Origin of the sequence: Hathewaya proteolytica DSM 3090 (assembly GCF_900142225.1) — a bacterium.
Lineage (GTDB): Bacteria > Bacillota > Clostridia > Clostridiales > Clostridiaceae > Hathewaya > Hathewaya proteolytica.
The window spans coordinates 36,594-59,538 of the sequence record NZ_FRAD01000005.1 but is presented as its reverse complement, the minus strand read 5'-3'; the positions used below and the strand labels follow the sequence as shown (position 1 = coordinate 59,538).

The window sequence follows — 22,945 nt, the reverse complement described above, 5'->3', positions numbered from 1 at the left end:
GTGAATCAGGAGAGTTGTAATGATTAAGGATGAAAGACTAGATGTTATGTTGGTAAAGAAAAATATATTTCCATCTAGGGAAAGAGCTAGAGAGAGTGTTTTAAAAGGTGAAATATATGTTGATAAAATAAAAGTTACAAAGTGTGGGAAGAAAATTTCTCAGGAAGCTATACTGGAGTTTAAAGGGGAACCTCTAAAATACGTGAGTCGAGGTGGGCTGAAGCTGGAGAAGGCACTAGATAGTTTTTCTATAGATCTAAATAAAAAAATATGTGCCGATATAGGGGCATCTACTGGGGGATTTACTGACTGTATGATAAAGTACGGCGCTGAAAAGGTCTTCGCCCTTGACGTGGGAACAAGCCAATTAAGTTCTGAATTGCTAGGGAACCATAAAGTGATATCTTGTGAGAACACCAATGTAAAGGAGCTTGTACCTGGCTTTTTTGGAGAAAACATGGATTTTTGTAGTATAGATGTGTCCTTTATATCTTTGACAAAGGTTTTGCCCTATGTTTTGAATATAATGAAGCATAGCGGCGAAATTGTAGCGCTTATAAAGCCACAGTTTGAAGCTGGAAGGGGAAATTTAAACAAGCAAGGCGTTGTGAAAAATAAAAGTGTTCATTCTAAAATAATAGAGGATGTGCTAGATACATGTAAAGCTTTAAATCTCTCTGTACTCAATTTCGACTACTCCCCTATTAAAGGACCTAATGGAAATATAGAGTATCTTATACACCTTTCCTTAAGCGAAAAAGAAAACACCATGACCATAGAAAAAATAAGCAACAGAGTGGATGTTGCTTTTCAGGTTTTATAATTCAGTGAGGTAGCTAAATGAAAAATATAGGTATAAATGTGAATAGAATGAAAGACAAAGATGAAACAGTTTTGAATATGATAAAGTCCAGCATTAAAAAAATTGTTCCAGATTGTGAGATTTTTGTCCTAGAAGAAACAAATCACATAGATGATTTAAAAAAACTCCATATGGTTATAAGTCTAGGCGGAGATGGAACGATTCTAAGCACTTGCAGACTTTTGCAACCCTTAGATATTCCTGTGTTTGGAGTGAACATTGGAAATTTAGGTTTTCTCACTAGTTGCGACCTTAATGACTTTGAAGAAGAATTTAAGAAAGTTCTTTGCGGTGAGTGCTCTGTAGATTCTAGAATGCTCCTAGAATTTAACATCAACAATGGTGAGACATACAAATATAGGGCTTTAAACGATATAGTTATATGCAAAGGTACATTATCAAGAATTATTGAATTTACAATCTACATAGATGATGAAATGTTCACTACTTTTAAAGCTGATGGGATAATTATATCTACGCCTACAGGCTCCACAGCCTACTCATTATCCTCAGGCGGACCTATTATGTGTCCATTGTTAGACGTTATATCAATAACGCCTATATGCCCCCAGCTTTTAGGCATGAGAACTTTAGTAGCTCATAAAGATTCAGATATAAAAATATGGTACAAATCTCATGGGGAAAATGTATTTATTACAGTGGATGGACAGTGTTCTCAAGAACTCCAACAGCATTCTTTTGTAAATATAAAGTCATCATCAGATCACTGTAGGCTTATAACTACAGAAAATTACAGTTTCTTTAAAGTTTTAAGTGACAAAATCATAAACAACAAATAGTAATTAGGGAGGAAAATCAATTGAAGAACAAGAGGCAACAGATAATTCTTGAAACAATCGAAAATATGGATATTGAAACACAGGAAGAGCTGGGGCAACAACTTAAGTTAAAAGGAATTGATACGAATCAGTCAACCATATCTAGAGACATAAAGGAATTGAGGTTGACTAAAGTTTTATCAAATAACAAAAAATATAAGTACACTTGCATTAATGTAAATCAAAACGAGGAAAACCGCTATGTCAATATCCTTGAAAATACAGTGAATAAAGCGGAAAGAGTGGACAAATTTGTAATGGTAACTACAATTTCAGGTTCTGGTGCTGCAGCAGGTGAGGCCATAGACAGACTTGGCTTTAAAGGCATAGTGGGCAGTGTAGCAGGTGACAATACCATTCTCATTTTGTTTAGAAATGAAGAATCTGCAGAGGAAACTGTGGAAAAAATACGCATGTATATAAAAAATTAATTAAGAAACTATAAGGTAGGATATAAATATGCTCTTGAAATTAAATATAGATAATTTTGCATTAATTGATCATGCTTCCATGGACTTTAATAAGGGATTTAATATTATACTAGGAGAAACGGGCTCTGGTAAAAGTATTTTGATTGATGCAATAAACTTTCTTATTGGGGGAAAGTTCAGTAAAAATTTTCTCAGAACTGGTGAAAGCAAAACCTACGTGGAAGGTATTTTTACGCTAGAAAATGAACAAAGCAAGTTAATGCTTCAAAATCTAAATATTCCATTTCAGGACGACATTATAGTTATAAGCAGAGAAGGAAACAGCCTCGGAAAGTCTTTTGCAAAAATCAACAATAGAACAGTTGTTCTTTCTGTTTTAAGAGATTTCTGTAAAAATATTATGGACATCCACGAACAACATGAAACGCAAAATGCGCTTAATAGTTGCAATCATATAAATTATTTGGATTCCTTTTCGAGAAATGCTTTAGGAGATAATATAAAGAATTACAAAGTAAAGTATAGTGAATATGCTAGTATTAGATCCAAAATAGATGATCTGGAAATAAAGAAAAATCAAGATATACGAAAAAAAGAATTTTTAAAATTTCAATTAGATGATATTTCAAAATATAACATAATAAAAGGTGAAGAAGAACAACTTCTAGAAGAATACAAGGTTTTAAATAATGCGGAAACTATAAAGAACAAATTATCTTTATGCCATGAATTATTATATGCTAGCAATGACAATGAACAATGTGCCTTTGATCTTATAAATGAAGTTGTGAAAAATTTGAGGTTTATAGAAGATAACTATAAGGAAGCCAAGGTCTTAGCAGATTCCTTTGAAGAGATGTATTATGTTATGGAAGACAATATTAGAAGAATAAAGACTATGGAAGATGACACTGTTTGCGATGAAATCCAACTAAATGCAATTAATGAGAGATTGTACAATTTAGAAGGGTTGAAGAAAAAATACAATGTTTCTTCTTTAAATGAACTTCTAGAATATAAAGAAAAACTTCAAATAGAATATGATGAACTAGAAAACATAAATATAAATATGGAAGAACTTTTAAAAGAGGAGAGCAAAGTTAAGAAATTGCTTTTAGAGCTTGGAGAAAGAATTCATGAGATCAGATTGAAAGAATCTGAAAAACTAAAATACAATATGGAAGAGCAATTCAAGTTTGTGGGATTGGAGAAGGTTTCTATCAACATTCAAATTTCAACAGACAATTCTTTTATGGAAAATGGAATTGACAAAGTAGAATTCTTCATTCGAACTAATGTTGGTGAGCCATTTAAACCCTTAAAAGAAATTGTTTCTGGTGGAGAACTTTCTAGAATTATGCTTTGTTTTAAAAGCACGTTCTCCAATGTTGAAAATATACCTTCCATGATTTTTGACGAAATTGATACAGGTATAAGTGGAGTTACAGCACAAAGAGTTGGAGAAAAGATGTTTAGTATATCAAAAAACAGACAAGTTTTTTGTATAACTCATCTTCCACAAATCGCATGTTTTTTTGATAATTGTTATTTGGTATGGAAGGTAGTTGAAAATGAAAAGACATATAGCAAAATAAAATTAGCTACTGAAGATGAAATAATAAATGCCATTGCGAAAATGCAAGCTGGAGATAACATATCAAAGTTGTCTGTGGAACACGCTAAAGAATTAATAGAAAATGCTAAAAAGATAAAATCTAAAGTATAGTTGATTAATGAACCAATTATATGGCCTTCGAAAAATTTTTCTTTGAAAAATAATCGAAGGTTGTTTTTTTTTTACTATTTAAGCAGATAAATAATAGCATAAGCAAATTGTTATGAGGGCAATTTAATAATACTAGATCAATTTAAAGGAGGAAAACAATGCGGAAAAAATTTTTCACTAAATTATGTTGCGTAAACTTAATAACTATATTTCTTCTATCCTTTAATATGGATAATAGTATAAGTTCTTGTATTGTAGCTGATGCCAAGGAAGTATCTGCAAAAAAAGTATATGTGGGCGGCGATGCCATTGGAATAAAAATAAACACAAAAGGAATACTTGTGGTAGGTATGACCAATGTGGAGACTGAGGATGGGCTTAAGATGTCTCCAGCTATTAAAACCGGCATTCAAATTGGAGATAATATATTAAAAGCGGACAATAATACTATAAACTGTACAGAAGATATTTTAGAATTAATGAAAAAAAATGATGGCACTAGTGTGAAGTTAGACATTGAGAGAAGGGACAAAAAAATTATAAAGTATATTCAACCCATAAGATGCAATAAAGAGAACACTTATAAGCTAGGTATATTGGTCAGGGAAGGCAGTTCTGGTATCGGAACTGTTACGTATTATGACGATGAAAACCATACTTATGGAGCTTTAGGACATGGAATAAGTGACTTTGATACAGGATATCTTATTAAATTAAAAGATGGTTATATATCTTCTTCAGAAATAACTAACATAAAGAAAAGTACGGAAGGTGAACCAGGAGAATTGAGGGGAACAATAAATTATCAAGGACAATTAAAGGGAAATATAAAGAAAAATACTTTGTGCGGTATTTTCGGAAATTATCACTTTAAAAAGGATACCATAGAGAAAGTAAAAGAAAAAGTAGAAATTGCGGATATTGATGAAATAAAAATCGGTAAAGCATATATATACACCACAATTCAAGGAGATGAACCTAAGTTATACGACATAAATATAGATAAGATAATGAACCAGCAAACTCCCAATACAAAAAGCATGCAGATTAGAATCACAGATGATAGATTGTTAAACAAAACTGGAGGCATAGTTCAGGGTATGAGTGGAAGTCCAATTATACAAGATAATAAGTTAATTGGGGCGGTGACACATGTACTTGTAAACAAACCACAATGCGGATATGGTATATATATCAAATGGATGTTAAATGAAAGTTATGATTTAAAGTGAAAAATTGAATAAGGGGTTTCAAAATTTTGAAATATTGTAGTATAATTAATATATTGTACATTATTTAATGAATTTTAATGACATAATTCTCTATACTCCCTATTTATTTTATAATAAGATATGGGAGTATCAGGGAAGGATGTGTTACACGGCTAACCATCAGATAAAACAAATTAAATACAATTATATTAAATTAGTAGAAGGAATTTCCAATTCTTTGTCGAATTAATATAGTTAGAAACGTAACATATTACAAAGGGGAGTAAAAAAATGTGTGATGAGAAAAAAATAAGTGTAGTAATAGCTGACGACAACAGAGAATTTAGTAGTATTTTGAATGATTATCTTTCTAGTGAAGATGATATAGTGGTGTCAGGTATAGCGAAAGATGGTTTTGAGGCATTAAGATTAGTTGAGGAACAAAGTCCTGACTTACTCATATTAGATATAATCATGCCAAGGCTTGACGGTTTAGGGGTACTTGAAAATCTAAATATGATGGATCTTGAATCAAAACCACAAATTATGGTTTTATCCGCAGTGGGGCAAGATAAGATAACGCAGAGAGCTATTGAATTGGGCGCCTGTTATTATGTGGTAAAACCATTCGACATGAGCCTTCTTACGGAGAGAATTAGACAAATGTTTTCTTCTAGTATGGATTCTATCCCAATCTATAAGAAACAAGATTCAGTTCCTCAAGAAAGAAAAACTAGCTTCAGTATGACAGAGAAAAAATCCAAGGATACTGAAATGGATATGGGAACAAAGATAACAAATATAATCCATGAAATTGGCGTTCCCGCCCATATAAAAGGTTATATGTACCTTCGAGATGCAATCACCCTTGTAACTGAGAATATGGGGTTATTATCAGCTGTTACAAAGGAACTTTATCCATCCATAGCAAGAAAGTACAACACAACACCTAGCAGAGTTGAGAGAGCTATACGCCATGCCATAGAAGTTGCTTGGGCTAGAGGAAGAGTGGATACTATAAATAATTTGTTCGGATATACAGTAAACAACGGAAAAGGCAAGCCAACAAATTCAGAGTTTATTGCAATCGTAGCAGATAAACTTAGAATGGAAAATAAGGTTTCATAAACAAGTTGTATCAATGGGTTTCAGGTTTTAAGAGTTATAATCAAATAGCAATAAATATAAAAACGTAGCAATAAATATATGGAATGTACCTAACTATAGGAAAAATATAGGAGGTACATTTTTTATGCCAAGATTAAATAAAAAACAACAACAAAATGACATTAATGAAGTTATGGACATTTTTTTAAGCTACTGCGTGGAAAAGGATTTAACAGTTAAGACACGTAATTCATATCGTTCTTCCATTCTACTATTTTCAACATGGCTAGAAGAAATATATAATATTACAGATGTAACTAAAATTACAAAAACACAAATAAAGGAATATTTACAAGACACTAGGGAAAGAGGTAAATATACATTAACTACTACAACAGTTAATGTTAATAATAATCCAAGTGCTAGAAGAGATTTTAATAAAGAAATTAGTTCTACAACAGTAAATGGGTATTTACGCATTATTAAGGTTTTTTTACAATATTGTGTAGATACTAGAATAGTTAAAGAAAACGTAGCTACTACTATTAAACAATACAAAGTTAAAAGAACACCAAAAGAAGATATTTCAGACGAACAATTTAGATTATTACTAAACTGTATGCCTAGACACACATTTAGTGGATATAGGGATTATATACTATTTCAGCTGTTGTTAGATACAGGTATGAGGATAAGCGAGACACTTGCTTTAAAAATAGAAGATATTAATCTAAATAACAATACAATATTCTTAAGTGAGACTATAACTAAAGGTAGGAAAGATAGGATAGTTTATTTTGGATCTAAAATGCAAAGACAGCTTAAAAGATGGCTAAATTATAAAGACAGTGTGTTAAATAGTAACCTTATCTTTTGTAGCAACAGAGCCAATATGATGACAGCTTCTGGCATAGAATCTAACTTACGATACTATTTACAATTGGCACGAATAAATAAGAAAATAACTTGTCATACTTTTAGAAATAATTTTGCTAAACGTTATCTTGCAGCTGGTGGTAGTATTTATATTCTTTCAAAATTGCTAGGACATTCAAGCGTAACCGTGACTGAAAATGCGTATGCAGACTTATTGCAAGGAGATATCAAGAAAAATTATATATCTCCATTAGCAAGCATGGGAGGTAGATAATTATGACAAATACATTTAATATGCCAATTTCAGACTTAATTAAATACCTTCATGACACTGCAGAACAGGACAATACAGAGTTATACAATGCAGATAGTACAGTTAAGGTGCTAGATAATAAAAATGATAAAATTATTACACTATCTCTAGTTTGTAACTATAACACATATACACAAATTTATAGATATCAATTTTGTAAATTTTTAGAGTTTGGATATAGATTTTACAAAGAAGATTTTATGATTAGCAAGTTAGAACTAGAAGTAATCATGGGAGGTAGATAATTATGTGTCTTGAGGGTTATACAATTATAGAAGAAACAGAAGCTATACAAAAACTCTCCCATGGTGCTTATAGATACTATTGTTACATTGAAATGATTCGTCAAGCTGAAAACAGATGGGCAACTTTAGAAGAGTTATCAGTTGGAATAGGTAGATGTGTTAAAACAACAAAAAGATATGTTAAAGAATTGGAAGAAGTTAGTTTAATACCTACAGGAGTAATTAAGAGAGGAGGGGATAACAATGTTAGATAAACGTAAAGGCTATACCATATCAGAAAATTATATAATGGATGATGTAAACTTAAGCATGGGAGCTTACAGATGTTATCAAATGTTACTAAGTATGTGTCAGGATAAAGACTATTGTTACCCTTCCCTAAAATATTTAGCAGAAAAACTAGGAAGAAGTGTAAAACAGGTAAGCAGATATATTTCAGAATTAGTTAATGCTAAACTAATCAATAAGCGTAGAAGGGGTAGTATAAGTAATATTTATACTGTTTTTGCTAAAGTAAAACAATTCTTCAGCAATATCAATCACACTGTCAAGGAAAAAACTAAGGATTTAAAGCCTACGACTACACAAAAAAATGTAACGAATGGACAAAATAATCCAATCGTGAAGGAAATAAAGTCCGTGGCTAAAAATAAGCCGAAGAAAGTAGATAATTTCTGCAATTATGAACAACGAGATCCTAATTATTATTTATCACTAGAATATAAGTTATTGGGTTGGGAATAAAAAAGAACCTAGTATCGACCTAGGCTCTTGAGTGGGATAAATCCCAAGCGATTCGGAAAAATCCGAAACGTAATTTAATATTTCACATTAGGTTTATTATACCACATATTTTTTAAAATATACAGTAGATAAGCCTATTTGTCATATAAAAAATTAATTCATAATTAATTTATAAAATACATTTTTTGCTTTCTCTGAAATGCGAAACCCATTTTGCCGATTTGTGAAATCAATTCCGACATAAAATAGGTATCAAATATCATTAAATTTTAGGTTTTGGACAAAAATGTCCGATTGTATGGGACATGGAGTACCAATCAAAAAGGACATGAAAGTCCCCCAAAGAATTAAGAGTATAAGAATTAAAAATTAAGTATATTATAGGCAGGGAATAAAATTAATTAATAAAATTAAAATAACAATTAATAAATAAAAGTATCAAAGCGATACAACATTATAAAGGGAGTAGGTTAAAACTACTTCCTTGGGTTAACTTCTAGCAGAAGTTATGTTATAGTGAACCTTAGTAAGGTTATGTTTTAGAGCTTACAGATAATCTTAAACCCTCATAGCTCAACTTTGCACTTTCAGAAGTCAGATAATCTTACTTCACTTTCATGTTCCCATTTTGGGCATGTGGAGTAAATAATCATTACCTCACATAAAGCTATTTAGCTTTTTCCAAATTTAAGTTGACTATATCAACCCACTTTAACGTTTCCATCTCAAGTACACGTTAACTATATCACTCTATACTTCATTTTAAATGTACCATTCCTATAATTAATCATCTCATCCCTATACTTTAATATAAACCACTTTTAGTAACCATTTAATCACGTTTACGGGTTGTTAAATAGGGGTCACTAGTAACGACCTCATAAATATCATATATCGTGAATTACGACTACAGGACTATTCAATTTTGGATAGTCTTTTTTGCCGCTATCACTCAAAATGATAGCAATTTGAACAGCAAACTTTTGCGTTGTTCAAACGAAAAATCGTTTACCAAAATAAAAATTAGCTTGGGGAACACCATTCCCTCACATACTCATCATATTCACATAACCTCTCAATCCCCATTATACCGTTCAAATATCCCTCAAAATAGCTTTATTTACCCTTATACCATTACTTATTCATTAGATACATTCGCAATGCTTTAAAACGTAAAATAATAACGTATATATAATTAATAAAAATAATGCAAGTGATTACTTATACAAAATACTTGTATACTCTCATATAACTCACTTTTTGCTACCAATCCAATGGGTTTGTGAAGGGTATAACTAATAGTTAGAGTGGCAGGAGCTGATATGTAAACAATGTGTACCCTTGTTAAACGATTTTTTTAGTTTAGATCTAAATAAATAATTTATCTTAATCTTAATTAATAAAAAACCCGATAACATTTTCGTTACCGAGTTTAGGGGGTTGGTGCTCATTTAATATTAAGAAATAAATTATTTAACTCTTTCTAATACATCAGAAACCTTGCAATGCAAGACATCACAGATTTTATCTAACATTTCAAAATTAACAGACTCGGTCTGATTTGTACAAAACTTATATACTGTACTGTAATGTATATCACATTTTTGTGCTAACCATCTTATGCTACGTTCTTGTTCTTCAAGAATATCAGTTATTTTTACTTTTATCATATCTTTTTATCTCCTATAATCCTATAATACTCAATAATCTATGTAGTATATTATAGCATAATATATTAGAAAAGCATATAATTAATATTAAATAATAAAAAATAATTATAAGTTATTAATTATAATAATATACATAATTAAATAATAAAAAATATAGATAAAAAATATTTAAAAAAAATGCTTGACAGAATAATTCTAGCGGAGTATTATTAAGTTAATCTTAAAAATTGGTAAGATAAAAAATAATAATTTTAAAGGAGAGGTTAAAATGATAAGATTATTTTTAACAGACGAGGGTATTGTAACAAACGTAGAAGGGTTAGAAGCAGAAGAGTTTGAAGTAGCTACAGTGGACATGCTAGAAGATTTAAACTATGTAGGTGACGAAGACGAAGAGTACAGATTAACAAATGGTATTTACGCATACAACACTAAAGAAATGGTACAAGCAATTTTAGAAGATGCTAGGGATATATGGGGAGCAGAGACAGACGAACTAATTAATAGTTGTACAGGTAATTGGGTGTGTATAAAACACATAGCACATACACCGATTTGGCAAGAATTACAAAAGCAAATTACAGAAGCAGAAGAGTTAGCAAGTGTAAATTTTAACGACAGTTTAACATATGCAGAAATTGTAACAAAAGTAAAGAAAGCAGATTTGAAATACGTTTACAACTTATACCAAAAGGAAAACGGAACAGTACAAACAGAAATGGTTATGCTACACTAATAAGAAAGTTAAAAATAGGGTGATAATTAAAGAAAAAGCTTGTATTTTGCCATAAAATAAAAAAATATAAGTAAATTCGACATTTTACTTATACTCTAAAAATATGATATGCTTAAGAACTGGGACAAATACAGGATAATAATACCTGTTAATGTTGTTATCCTTTTGTCCTAATTCAAAAATTACTAATATATAACTTTTATTATTTAATATTTAATTGAAACGAGGTGATAAACTACTACTAACTACAAATATTTTAACTCCTAGTGGACAAGCTGTCAATTCGCCAAAATCAGTTAAAATCAATGGATACAAGAAATTAAATTTGAATATATAGTGTTTGCTTTAGATAGCTTAGTTTTACGTATGTGTTTAAAAATATAATAAAAATAAATAGTCTAAAGGACTTAAAACATGAGGAGAGATAAAGATGACAAAAACAGAAATACTATATGCTATAAATGATAGAGATTATTATGTTATAGAAGATATTAACAGTAAAGAAGACTTTATTTATGCATTACAACGGGTAGATTTATTAAAGTATGATGAAGATGAGGAACCTGAGGAATATAAACAACAACTAGAAGAATTATTAACAGAACACTACGTAGAAGGACAGAAAGTGTATGTCTATATTAGTTGTACAAATAATTTTGAAACTATAGATGAATCGATTGATAATGCTTTGGGAGATGCTTTAAATGTAGTTAGTTTTGGAGAGCTTGAATATGATTTAAAAATAGCTTTATTAGAATATTGGTATGATGTAGTACGTGAAATAAGTGTAGAAATAGATATAGATGAAACCGATGATTTTTGGGGTGAATCTGTTATAAAGCTTGAAAAATTGGCAGAAACACAGTTCCCAGAATATTATATAGACTACATTAAAGATACACTTACAACACAAACATCATGCAGTAATATAAAAACAGTTAATGCAATTATATACAAGAATAACTAACATAATACATCATAGGGAGTGTACAAGCTCCCTTTGATACACTACACAGGAGGGGTTGGTATGGCACAAGGAAAGGCAAGATTAAATTATAATGAAATGACTAATGATGAAATATTACAAGTATTTAAAGAACAATACTATAAGCTAAAACCTAAAAATGCAATAGAATTTTTTAAAGATGCAAATTCACCTACACAACATATATTAAAAAGCAAATTAAATATGACATATGCACAAACCTTGGTAAGAATAGGGGTTAGAAATACTGAAAGAAAAAGATACAAAAAAGATAAAGAACATATGCAAAAATATTACACTAAATATAAAAATAAAATATATAAAATATATAATGAACTAGGATATATACCAAACACAAATGAAATAATTAAATACGGAATTAGACCATGCAGTATTAATAGTGTTTTAGGCATTACTTATTATGATTTTATTACAGAAATTGGACTAGAACACGAGATGAAAACACATTATGGACAATATAATAATGTATCAGATGAGGAACTATTAAATATTTATAAGGCATTCTGCTTACAACTAGGTAGAGTTGCCACTAGATTTGATATTGAACAAAGTAAAAATATGCCATGTATAGGAATATTCCAATTTAGATTTGGAAGTTTTAATGAAGTTAAACGTTTAAGTAAAGTAGACGAACTAGCACTTGATAAAAGAATATATAGTAAAAATTATATTATGCAAAATTTAAAACAAATTTATGTTGATAATAGTAAAAGAGTAAGTCTAAAAGAATTAGAAATATGTATAGATAACTATTTTGATAGAGGTATTTCAATTAGCACTATATTATATTATTTTAAAACTACTAACATAAATGATGTATGGAACGAAGTAGAACAATCATTACTGAAAGATTATATCAAGCTGTTAAAGAAGAAAAATAAATAACTATATTAGCACATTCCCACCCTGGGAAGATGGCTATAAACGTGATTAAATGGTAGGCAAAACACGTTTATATTAAAGTATAGTACCTAATACCTATACTTATATCATTTACATCATTTAAAACGCACTATAAAGCAAATAGATACTAGTAGTTAAAATTTGTATTTTAAACACTTATTCGTTTGCAAACGAAAAACTAAAAAATAGGAAACAGGAGGGTTTCGATGAATTTTGTAAGAAAAAGCTTAGAAACAGAATTTAGGGAAGCACAAAAACAATTAGAAAGTCTTTTTATTAGCAATATTGATAAGGCTTACGCAGGGGTTAAAAAGGAATTTGATAAAAAATATGATGAGCTATGTGAAACACTTAATTACATTATAAAAAACACTTCTATACACAATATAAAACCAATAACAGACGGTATTTTAGAAAAGGGTATGGATGAGTTTTATGAGTATGTAAAAAAGAAAATAGCAGATATTATTAACAATGTTTTTAATAGAAATGTAATTGAACAATTAGCAACTATAGATGCTTGTATAGACATAGCAAAAACAATAAATCACCAAAAAGTGAGCAATAATTTTAAATTTATTAAAGGTAATATTGTTAATCGCATGAATTTTATAAACAATATAATGATGCAAGAAATTTACAATATATATTTTGTTGAAATGATGAACGATCTAAAACAAAACTATGCCAATTACCTTGAGGTTTTACAATTACAAATGGACAAAAGAATAAAGGAAATTGATAAAAATAAATTTGTGGACAAGACATTACAAATACAAAATCAGTATACAAAAAATAATACTGAGAAAATATTTGATTATAAAAAAATGAATAAGCTATTAGCCGAAAATGGTTATGCTGCTATCAGACAAAAAGGAGATCATAAAATATATAACAATGGTAGCAAGAGTATACCAGTGCCACAACATACCTTGGGAAAAGGGTTAAGTTGCAAAATACAAAAACAGATGTAAATATGATAGTATCAAATCAATTCTTGAGCCATAGGCGAAAGTTAGGGTATGGGAAATTCCCATTAGAGTTATACCAATCTAGTACAAAGTAGGTCTATAGTGGGAAACCCACACCCAAAAGACAAAGACAAAAGAGTATTGTCCAGCTGAAGCTGTCCAATGATTAATTATCTAACTCAAGGATAAAAAAGGGTACTAATTCTAATCACCATTAATTAAACCCTTTTAAAAGATTATATGTGATTGGAAAGTGTACCCTTTTTTATAAAAAGTAAAAGTAAATAATGTTTACCTAGGGGGTGAAGTTTGAGGAACGAAAACGAGGGGGCAAGGGGAATTGTTTTTTTGAAGCCGATAGGCGAAACAAACAAGGGGAAAGCCACCTTTATTTACAATGGCAATAAGTGAATATCAATATATAAAAATTAACCGACCATAATTCCAATCCTCATGAATTAAACCCTTTAAAGATTATATAGGATTAGAATGTTGGTCGGTTAAAATATAAAGGAGATTAAGTATGATTAATAATGAAAAATTTACAGTAATTGAACATAAATATTTGGCAGAAGCATTGGCATATTTGAATTTTAAGTATTATAAATTTACAGATGAAGGTAAAACGTATTATAGTTTCAAGAAAAATGATGAAATAATTGCAGCGATAGCAACTTTAAGAAATTTAAGAAAAAAGTTTAATCAGTAAAGGAGATTAAAAAAGTATGAATATTTATGAGTTACACAACCTAAAGGAATGGGCAGAAATAATAGGTAAAGAATACAAAGATAGTACAAATAGTAGGAAAGCTCTAGTATCAGAATTAGAGTGTTATGGCAAATTTGAAAAGGTTGGTAGGAAATATCAATTTACAGAATTATATGATGTTAAGAAGGAAAAAGTAGATAATCGTATTAATAATGGACAGAACGAAAATTCACATAAACATTCAACAACTGATTATGCAGATTTACAGTACATATTACTAGATTATTTATACAAGCAACAAAATAAAAGTATATTATATTTAACAAATAATCTACTAGCAACAAAATTACTAACATCAGATAATTACAACTTTTGCAGAAAAAATGAAGAATATTTTATATTGTATCTTAAAGGTATAAAAGCATTGGAAAATAGTATTGTTGTAAAAGATTTATTTAGCAATGTTAATTCTAATGTTAAAGGTATAATGGCTACAGCACTTAAAAATCTTAATGAAAAATATGGATTAATTTATGAGTATGGCTATGTTATAAATTATTTAGATTATAATGACAAAGGGCAAGTTGTTACATTAACTAGAGCAGTCACAGAAGCAGAATCAGAAGCAGAAGTAATTAAAGTTGCAATAGAAAAATTTATACAGAAATTCAATATTAAACATGAAAAAATGTTGAGCAAACGTAAAAGTATTAAAATATTAAAATCTGTCAATGATGCATTTAGTTTATCAGAAAAATACCAAAAAGAATTTTGGGAAGACCTTAATTTTGATATTTGTTGTGCATTATATGATAATTTTAAGGTCGAAGTTGAACTTTGTTATAATGCGTATACTATTCATCATCATACATTAGATTTTGTAAAATGTGAGGAAATATTAAATGATAAAAATATTGATGATATGCAAGTGCAGATGAAAGAAAAATTTATAAATAATCGTATTAAATCAGTTCAGAAGAAAATTAAAATTATGGATATGTTTATAGAAGAAAAAATTAAGACGTGCGATGTTTGGGGCATTATGAACGAAACTCATATTCAGAGTGTATTGTATGCCAATTATGGCAGTAGTTCGATTATTTATGAAAAATTTTATTTAGAACAATACACAAATATATTAAATTTATTAATATTAAACCAAAATAATACAAGTAAAGAAATCAAGGATATATTTGGTAGTGTTACGGCAGTAAAAGCAAAAATACAAGCAAAACGTAACGCAAAAGAACAGGTTAAATCATAGCATTTCCTTTAAAGGAACAGGTTATAATCATTAATTAGATCATGATTTGTGAAGTGGATATTATCTCGCTGCAGTGAATAGAAAAGGAATAATAATAAAACTAATAAAAATTGAAAGGAAGTAAGGTAAATTATGTGTAATGATATTAAAATGGTTGAAAGTGTAAAAATATTAAATTTGGAAGGTAGTAGTATATTAAAAAATAATTTATGTGGGAAGACTATAAATAAAATATATAATATAGTATTTAATCAATCTTTATTGCTAAACAAATTATATAAAATTGGGTTAGATATAAGCACAATGGATACTACAAGGGATATTATTAATGTTAAATTTTCTTATGGTTATGATATAGATGCAGAACAAATTAAAGAATTAGAACAAAAAATAGCAGATTTGAAAAAAGAAAAGAAGGAAAGTATTCATGGTGATAAATTATTTACAGATGTAAAAGGTAAAACTAAAATCATTAATCAACGTAGAAAAGAAAGAAAAATATTATCAGAACAAATTAAAGAATTAGAACAAAAAATAGCAGATTTAAAAATAACGAAAGAAAAAGTAAGAAAACAATTATATCAAAATGGATTTTTCTTAGATTTCTACAAAGTTAAAAAAGATGAAAATAAAAGAATTGTTAAAGATGATGAAGGAAATAAACAGTATGTATTAGACGAAAGAATAAATTATGTGTATTGGTTCAGAACAAGTGCTAAAGCTAGAATTGGAGAGGTATTCTTTATCAATGAAAAATTAGTAGATAAAATTAATAAATGGCAACAAATGGGTATTGAGTTTGATGTAGATGAAGATTGTAAATTGGTAGAGATGGAAGCATATAAAGCACTTACAGCTAGTAGCTTAGAGAGTTTAATTCAGATTAACCCTAGAACGGAAATATTAGTAATTAATGATTTAGAAAGTTATTCTGTACATAGTTGTAAGCTGATAAAAGTTAAAAATGATAAGTGTTATACAGAAGATAATAATAATTATGAGTTAAAGAATACACTATTTGATGGACAAGCATTAGCAGATTCTAGTTTATTTGTTGGAGATTTGAAGGGTAAAGGAATGGCACTATTAAGACAACATATGTTTAAGACTTGTGGGTTTAATACAAATATACAATCATTCTTCATGGACTACTGTGCAGAAAATGGACTAGATTATAATACGTTTACTATTAAAGATAGATATGGCAGAAATTTATTAGCTAAAAATATCAAACTAATAACAACGGAAAATAGCATGAAATGGGAAAAATTTAATGCAACTATGGAAGATTGGATTAAGGCAGTAGAAAATGATAATAATTTATTTGGAATAGTTAAAACAGAACATGAAAGCAAATATAATAATTTACAAAGAATGTCATATCAAATGTTAAATACTTTAGATATAAAAAAAGTTAATATAAATAATATTCTTAAAAACACATTAATTTATACGAATAACATGCGAAATAATATTGATGAATTTATTAAGTATTTAGATACTACAAAAAATGAAATGAATATTAATCAAATGCTTATAGATTTATATAATAGAAATAAAAATATAGTTGGTACAAAATTATTCAGAGATTATAAAAAATATCAGATAAGAGACTGGAAGGATAAACTAAAATCAGGAAAGTTACTTATAAATGGCGATAACTTAACTATCGTAGGCAATCCTTATATAATGTTATTACATGCAGTAGGACAAGTTAAACACACAAACAATGTATTAGATAGTAGCTTTACAGATAATAGTTTAGGACAAGGAAATACTTGTTATACTACTAGATTTGCAGAGGATGAGAAATTGGCTTGTTTTAGAAATCCACATAATGCACCTAATAATATTGTAATTGTAATTAATACTAAAAACGAAATAATGGACAAATATTTTAATTTTACAGATAATATCATAGCAGTTAATCTTATTAAAACAGATTTTCAAGACAGAGCCAATGGGAGTGACCAAGACTCAGACTTCATTTTAACAACTAATCAAGTTGATATAGTTAATTTTGCTAAATACACACAGAATAATTATCCAACTATTGTTAATTGTATTGAGCAAGATGAAAGACAATATAAAAATAATATGAAGAATATGGCAGATATAGATAATGCTTTAGCAAAAAGCAAAGCTGATATAGGAAAAACAAGTAATATGGCTCAAATAGCTTTATCATGGTATATGAATAGCAAAAACAAAGATTTGGCAGATATAGTATGTATTTGTTCGGTTTTAGCACAGGTAGCAATAGATAATGCCAAAAGAAAATATAATGTGAATTTACAAGAGCAAATTAATAATATTAAAAAATTAGATTGTATGCAAGTTAAAATTAATAAAAAAAATGCCTTACCAAGTTTTTGGAAGTATACATCAGATACATTTGATATAAACAAAGATATAGATAAATTACTAAAAGTAAATTGTTTTATGTGTCTATTGGAAGATAAAATTAATAAAATTAAAGACAGCAATCGAGTTGATAATGTAGACATTGTAAAGCTATTAGATAATAATATTACTAATAAATATAAATACGAGCAAATACAATCTATTTTAAGCAAGTATGCAGAATACACAAATAAGAAAAATTACTTAATGCAACAAATAAGTAAGACAGATAGTAAAGAAATAAAAAAGGATTTGATGGATAAAATTAATGAACTTACATCAGACTTTAAATGTAATATATTAAACTTAAAAATAAAGCAAGGAAATATGAAAATTTTAATTGATAAGTTTGCAAAACATGAAATAAATGCTGATTTAATTAATTTACTTTATCAGAACAATAAAGATATATTTTTAAGTATTTTTGTTATGGAAGATAAAAAGGGAGTAAAATAACAGTTAAAAAACCCTGTAATCTAGTGATACCAATGGTTACAGGGTTTTAATGAAAGTTACTCTGTGAAGGAAAGTAAATTTTTTATTTATTTTTCTTTAGGAGAGTTTAAGATGATAGGTATTTCTATTATTTTAAGAGTTAACTATAACATCTAGATGAGAAATAAGGGGTAGGAGAGGATATTTTATAATATCACCCCTTATTTTTATATAGAATGTACTATAAATCTTAAATATAACATACTTAACTAACAAATGTCAAGAATTTTTTTTTACACTGAATATTAAATTGGTATTATTACATTTATAATTAACTTCCATTTTGCTTATAACATAATAATTACTTTCTTTCATTTTTTATTAATTGGAGTTTGTACTCAGTCTACAAGCTCCTTTTAAAAAAATATTGAAAGCAGGCATAGTAATACGAATTTAATATTTAGATCCAAATTCATTTTTGGGATAAATATATTAAAAAAATAATAGTCGATGGGACTTTAAACAAACAGGCTTAAGCCTTAAGGAGATTTTATGAAAAAATTACAGAAAACAATCAATGAGATAATGGGCATTACAACAGAATTAACAGAAATGATGAATATCGAGGAAATATTCATCAAACTGTCAGATGGCAATATTATTATTATTGAAAGTGAAGATAGTACAGTTACTATTCCAATAGACCAAGATGAAAATGTACTAAGCAATACAGACGCAAAAAATGTATTACTATATTGCATAAATTATTTATACAACAATAATATTAAGCAATGTAAAAGGTACATAAGCACAAGCAAAACAATTTATAAAAACAAAATTGGTAAGTTGTCAAAATTAATGACTGCAAATGACGGAAAAATTGAAGCTGATATGTTTAATAAAGTGTTTACAGAATACACTAATTTAACTGCAGATATGGTTATTAGATACAATACAAACGCAGGGTATGAAGAAATGTTGTGCTTTTGCAACAGCTTGGTAAAATTATTTTTTGAGACATTAAATGTACTTTATAAAGATTGGAAACAAGAAGATATAGCAGAGTATGTTACAAAACATGGTTATAAATGTCAATTAAATAAAAATAAAACTGTACTTAGTATCAGTATTAAAAATGATGAAGAAGAAATGCTTGATACATTAAATGTAAACGTAAATAATTACAGCAAAAAGAATGACGTAATGAACATGATAATAATAAAAGAACAGGAATTAAGAAATAAGAAAAGTGAAGTAGCTTAATATTGGAAAAGGTTATAAAAGCGAGGTTTCATGAAGGGTATAAGTAAAATAAATCTTATACCCTTATATTATTTTTATTTTTGTATGATTTATTACATTATTACTCAAGTATATTATACTATATTGAATTTACAATGTCAACAAGAAAATAAAAATAAATTTTATAAATATTTAATAATAAAAAATAAGAAAGGAAGTAAGACAAATGGAAGAGATATTAAATTATAATAGTAAATTAAGACGAAATGAAGGGGTATATGCTATACATGTTGTAGATGCAGAAAGCGATACAAATTATGTTTATATTGGCAGTGGTTATTTAGGCGATAGATTAAGTGGCAATATAAGTAAACTAAAACGAAACGTGCACGATTGTAAAGTATTGCAAGAAAAATATAATCAGTTTCAAAATGTTAAGGTTGAAGTATTAGAAGTTTTAGGAAGAAGCGAAAATGAAACATTATTTGCCAGAGACATAGAGCAAGATTGGATAGATTATTATAGGCGAATAGATGGTTGTGTAGTATTAAATAAAAGAAGAACTTTTGTTAATAAAAAGCCTTATAGCTATAAGCTAACAGAAGACGATGTAAGAGAGATAAGAGCTTTATATAAGAATAGTAAGGTTTCTAAAGAAGATATAATAAAAGAGTATGGAATCAGCTATAGTCATTTGGGCAATATCATACATTATAGAAAATGGAAGGATGTGGTATAAATGATGGGATATATTTGTTTTATATGCATATTTTCAATTTTATTATTAATATTGTACAAGCTAAATCATTTGGAATTTAATAGATTATATAAAGATTGGATTAAGGAATTAGAAGAAAGAGATAAGAAGTAGGAAATTATATACGGTTATTATAAGGGTAGAATACATAACTTGCAATGGCAAGTAGATGTTAGAATAAAAATAAGAATATTAGAAGGAATTTGCTGAACTTTGTAGAAATTATAGTTATACAGTTAAAATGTAGGAAAGTAAATATAGATTGGCTGTAATGTATTAACTGTAAATTTCTACGAGGGGAGGTGGAAAAGATGAAAGATGTAACGTGTGAGTTAAAAAAACCTGATATAATGATATCAGAGCATGAAATAAAAATAAATGTGTTGACATCATTACTGATAGATAAAGGAATAATTACTGAAGATGAATTTAATGATGCAATAAAATTATTACTTGAACAAGTAGGAAGAAACTTATAGAAAAATTTTAAATAATAAATTTAAATGTAAAGAGGATATAAGATATGGAAAAGGAAAGAAAATGTATAGTATGTCAAGGTAAATTATTGAAAACAGTGAATGATAATGTAGTTTCTGTTATACCTACATATGATTCAAATTTTGTAACTGGAACTTACACTGATAAATATGTATGTACTGAATGTGGTTATATTCAAGAGTATTCAAAAAATCCTGAAGCCTTTACAGATGAAAGATACAGAAAAGTCAACGATGTAAATACGGCTTCAAAAAAGATGGTTTAATTAAATAACAATAACTGAGACAGCCTTTTAGACTGTCTTTTAGTTTTATGTAAAATCTTTATGTTGTATCATAAAACATATAAGAAAATAACAATATATTGTGAAATGGATAGTTGAATATACTGTATATTGTGATATAATACTTCTATAAGAAAAAAATAGGAGATGATAAATATAAAGAAAATCCAAAGTAAAAAAACAGTTTTAACTAAGCCACAAAAGAATTTAATATTGCAAAGTAGTATTTGTGACAGAGATAAGGAATTAAAAAGTGTACTAAATCTTTTTAAAGGTTCTATTAGTGTTTGTGATTTAGAATCTATAAAAACAAAATATAAAGATCAATACGATTTGCTTTCTAGTGCGGATGCTGTAAATGAAATGATTGAAGTGTCATCTAAAGAGTGGAGATCTAAGGAATATAAGGAGACAACTAATCAACCGTGTGAATTATGTGGTAATCCCCATTCTAAAGAAAAGTTTATCATATTAAATTTATTTAATCATAACGAAATGTTAGTTGGATCAAGTTGTATAAAAAAATTTCCTCATTTAGATAATAATTTATATAATATAACAACTGATGAATATGCAAAATTAATAAAGAGTCATCAAATAGATAAGATTGAACGAATAATTAACTTTGATAAAAGGTTTAATTGTGGTAATATTACGTTTAAAGAATGGAAAAATAAATATGATTCTTATGAAATTAGTCTACCAACAGATTATGATAAAGATTTTATAAACATTTTGAGGAAAAGTAAGAGTATTTATACGTCTTATGTTTCAAGAAAAATTTCCGAACTGGATCTAAATAAATTTACTGGTTGTTTGAAGGAATATGAATGGTTCGTTAAAAAATGTGAAAAATTCGTTCATGAAAATTCAACTGATAAATATATTTGCACTAAAAGTATAGAAAATTTTCTTATTAATACACCTGAACGTAAAGGAATACTGAACATGATAAAGGAAACAGCAAAAATCAGAAAAGATATGGCTAAATATGTATGTAAGAAGGAGTTTATTAAAAGGTTCGAAGATAGAATAATGGATATATTTAGTAAATATAATCTTGTTTTAAAACAAATAACAGATGAGATTATTCAGTTTGAATATAAATATAAAACATTTGATACTTTATTATTGCAGTGTTCTTTAAAAGAGTTCACAATGAAATTTTCTAATATTTTTTATGATATGAATGTTTTAAACAAAGGCGATATTTTTGATACGCTTTTTATTACAATAAATCGCTCCAATATAAATAGGTTCATAGAAATACTAAATCATATACTTAAAAATACAAAATATTATTTTTATATAGATTATGATATGTATGAAAGAGAGGAGATAGAACTTAGGACATCAAATACTAAAAAATTTACGACTATAGACATGGATATAATATATACTTTTAATAAAGTATTATATTTAGAAATGAATGAAAGTAAACAAATACTAATGGATTATATTAATAGTGTTAAAGTTTGGTCAAATACAAAAGATAAAGATAAATATGACATCGGAGCTATTGATAAAGTATGGAGTACTGATTCTTATTAAATATTATTGGTAATGGAAAGAATCCTAATTAATTGGATTCTTTTTTAATGCGTGAAATTAAATAGTAAAAAGTTAGTAAGATATAGGTTTAAGGTAGTTATAGAATAATGCAATGATATATCATTAAGATATAAATAATTAAGGTTATATAAGGTAATTGGAA

24 protein-coding genes are annotated in these 22,945 nt (G+C 28.0%); 23 read left to right on the top strand and 1 reads right to left on the bottom strand.

Going from position 1 to position 22,945, the window contains the following annotated elements; all coding sequences use genetic code 11:
• Positions 1 to 19: 19 nt before the first annotated feature.
• The 10 genes from BUA73_RS03010 to BUA73_RS02965 all read left to right on the top strand — a co-directional run bounded on the left by BUA73_RS03010 (position 20) and on the right by BUA73_RS02965 (position 8,354).
• Positions 20 to 823, top strand: coding sequence for a TlyA family RNA methyltransferase (locus BUA73_RS03010; RefSeq protein ID WP_072902208.1), 804 nt, complete (start codon positions 20 to 22; stop codon positions 821 to 823).
• A 17-nt stretch (positions 824 to 840) separates the two neighbouring features.
• The gene (locus BUA73_RS03005) at positions 841 to 1,662 is read left to right on the top strand and encodes an NAD(+)/NADH kinase (RefSeq protein WP_072902206.1); all 822 of its coding nucleotides are present in this window, start codon (positions 841 to 843) and stop codon (positions 1,660 to 1,662) included.
• Positions 1,663 to 1,682: 20 nt separating this feature from the next.
• Positions 1,683 to 2,132: an arginine repressor gene (locus BUA73_RS03000; RefSeq protein ID WP_072902204.1), complete on the top strand. Its 450-nt coding sequence runs from the start codon at positions 1,683 to 1,685 to the stop codon at positions 2,130 to 2,132.
• A gap of 28 nt (positions 2,133 to 2,160) precedes the next feature.
• Positions 2,161 to 3,858, top strand: coding sequence for a DNA repair protein RecN (gene recN, locus BUA73_RS02995; protein ID WP_072902202.1), 1,698 nt, complete (start codon positions 2,161 to 2,163; stop codon positions 3,856 to 3,858).
• A gap of 158 nt (positions 3,859 to 4,016) precedes the next feature.
• Entirely contained in the window at positions 4,017 to 5,090 is a 1,074-nt protein-coding gene (spoIVB, locus tag BUA73_RS02990; protein ID WP_072902200.1) for a SpoIVB peptidase, read from the top strand.
• 270 nt (positions 5,091 to 5,360) lie between these two features.
• Positions 5,361 to 6,197, top strand: a complete 837-nt coding sequence (spo0A, locus tag BUA73_RS02985) for a sporulation transcription factor Spo0A (RefSeq protein WP_072902198.1) — start codon at positions 5,361 to 5,363, stop codon at positions 6,195 to 6,197.
• A 124-nt stretch (positions 6,198 to 6,321) separates the two neighbouring features.
• A complete protein-coding gene (locus BUA73_RS02980; protein ID WP_072902195.1) occupies positions 6,322 to 7,326 on the top strand; it encodes a tyrosine-type recombinase/integrase in 1,005 nt (334 codons plus the stop codon).
• Positions 7,327 to 7,328: 2 nt separating this feature from the next.
• Positions 7,329 to 7,610: a hypothetical protein gene (locus BUA73_RS02975; protein ID WP_072902192.1), complete on the top strand. Its 282-nt coding sequence runs from the start codon at positions 7,329 to 7,331 to the stop codon at positions 7,608 to 7,610.
• 2 nt (positions 7,611 to 7,612) lie between these two features.
• Entirely contained in the window at positions 7,613 to 7,864 is a 252-nt protein-coding gene (locus tag BUA73_RS02970) for a hypothetical protein (protein ID WP_072902190.1), read from the top strand.
• Complete coding sequence (locus tag BUA73_RS02965; protein ID WP_072902187.1) at positions 7,854 to 8,354, top strand: helix-turn-helix domain-containing protein; 501 nt, start codon at positions 7,854 to 7,856, stop codon at positions 8,352 to 8,354. Before BUA73_RS02970 ends, BUA73_RS02965 begins: the two co-directional genes overlap by 11 nt.
• A 1,469-nt stretch (positions 8,355 to 9,823) precedes the next feature.
• Here BUA73_RS02965 and BUA73_RS02960 read toward each other — a convergent pair.
• Positions 9,824 to 10,024, bottom strand: a complete 201-nt coding sequence (locus BUA73_RS02960; RefSeq protein ID WP_072902184.1) for a helix-turn-helix domain-containing protein — start codon at positions 10,022 to 10,024, stop codon at positions 9,824 to 9,826.
• Positions 10,025 to 10,292: 268 nt separating this feature from the next.
• On the opposite strand from BUA73_RS02960, the gene BUA73_RS02955 reads away from it, so the two are divergent.
• The 13 genes from BUA73_RS02955 to BUA73_RS02900 all read left to right on the top strand — a co-directional run bounded on the left by BUA73_RS02955 (position 10,293) and on the right by BUA73_RS02900 (position 22,782).
• Entirely contained in the window at positions 10,293 to 10,760 is a 468-nt protein-coding gene (locus BUA73_RS02955; RefSeq protein WP_072902181.1) for a hypothetical protein, read from the top strand.
• Positions 10,761 to 11,190: 430 nt separating this feature from the next.
• The gene (locus BUA73_RS02950) at positions 11,191 to 11,727 is read left to right on the top strand and encodes a hypothetical protein (protein ID WP_072902178.1); all 537 of its coding nucleotides are present in this window, start codon (positions 11,191 to 11,193) and stop codon (positions 11,725 to 11,727) included.
• A gap of 60 nt (positions 11,728 to 11,787) precedes the next feature.
• Entirely contained in the window at positions 11,788 to 12,651 is an 864-nt protein-coding gene (locus tag BUA73_RS02945; protein ID WP_072902176.1) for a hypothetical protein, read from the top strand.
• 224 nt (positions 12,652 to 12,875) lie between these two features.
• Positions 12,876 to 13,643, top strand: coding sequence for a type II toxin-antitoxin system HicA family toxin (locus tag BUA73_RS14280; RefSeq protein ID WP_072902174.1), 768 nt, complete (start codon positions 12,876 to 12,878; stop codon positions 13,641 to 13,643).
• 520 nt (positions 13,644 to 14,163) lie between these two features.
• Positions 14,164 to 14,349 (top strand): hypothetical protein, encoded by a 186-nt coding sequence (locus tag BUA73_RS02935; RefSeq protein ID WP_072902172.1) that lies wholly within the window; start codon positions 14,164 to 14,166, stop codon positions 14,347 to 14,349.
• Between the two features lie 16 nt (positions 14,350 to 14,365).
• Positions 14,366 to 15,613 (top strand): hypothetical protein, encoded by a 1,248-nt coding sequence (locus BUA73_RS02930; RefSeq protein ID WP_072902169.1) that lies wholly within the window; start codon positions 14,366 to 14,368, stop codon positions 15,611 to 15,613.
• A gap of 132 nt (positions 15,614 to 15,745) precedes the next feature.
• On the top strand, positions 15,746 to 18,472 hold the full coding sequence (locus tag BUA73_RS02925) for a hypothetical protein (RefSeq protein WP_084672012.1): 2,727 nt from the start codon (positions 15,746 to 15,748) through the stop codon (positions 18,470 to 18,472).
• A 531-nt stretch (positions 18,473 to 19,003) separates the two neighbouring features.
• Positions 19,004 to 19,714: a hypothetical protein gene (locus BUA73_RS02920; protein ID WP_072902167.1), complete on the top strand. Its 711-nt coding sequence runs from the start codon at positions 19,004 to 19,006 to the stop codon at positions 19,712 to 19,714.
• 205 nt (positions 19,715 to 19,919) lie between these two features.
• The gene (locus tag BUA73_RS02910) at positions 19,920 to 20,432 is read left to right on the top strand and encodes a hypothetical protein (protein ID WP_072902163.1); all 513 of its coding nucleotides are present in this window, start codon (positions 19,920 to 19,922) and stop codon (positions 20,430 to 20,432) included.
• The gene (locus BUA73_RS14470) at positions 20,433 to 20,564 is read left to right on the top strand and encodes a hypothetical protein (RefSeq protein WP_278319398.1); all 132 of its coding nucleotides are present in this window, start codon (positions 20,433 to 20,435) and stop codon (positions 20,562 to 20,564) included.
• Between the two features lie 197 nt (positions 20,565 to 20,761).
• A complete protein-coding gene (locus BUA73_RS14005) occupies positions 20,762 to 20,929 on the top strand; it encodes a hypothetical protein (protein WP_178139213.1) in 168 nt (55 codons plus the stop codon).
• A gap of 44 nt (positions 20,930 to 20,973) precedes the next feature.
• Entirely contained in the window at positions 20,974 to 21,213 is a 240-nt protein-coding gene (locus BUA73_RS02905; protein ID WP_072902161.1) for a hypothetical protein, read from the top strand.
• A gap of 165 nt (positions 21,214 to 21,378) precedes the next feature.
• On the top strand, positions 21,379 to 22,782 hold the full coding sequence (locus BUA73_RS02900) for a hypothetical protein (RefSeq protein WP_072902159.1): 1,404 nt from the start codon (positions 21,379 to 21,381) through the stop codon (positions 22,780 to 22,782).
• The last annotated feature ends 163 nt before the right edge of the window (positions 22,783 to 22,945 follow it).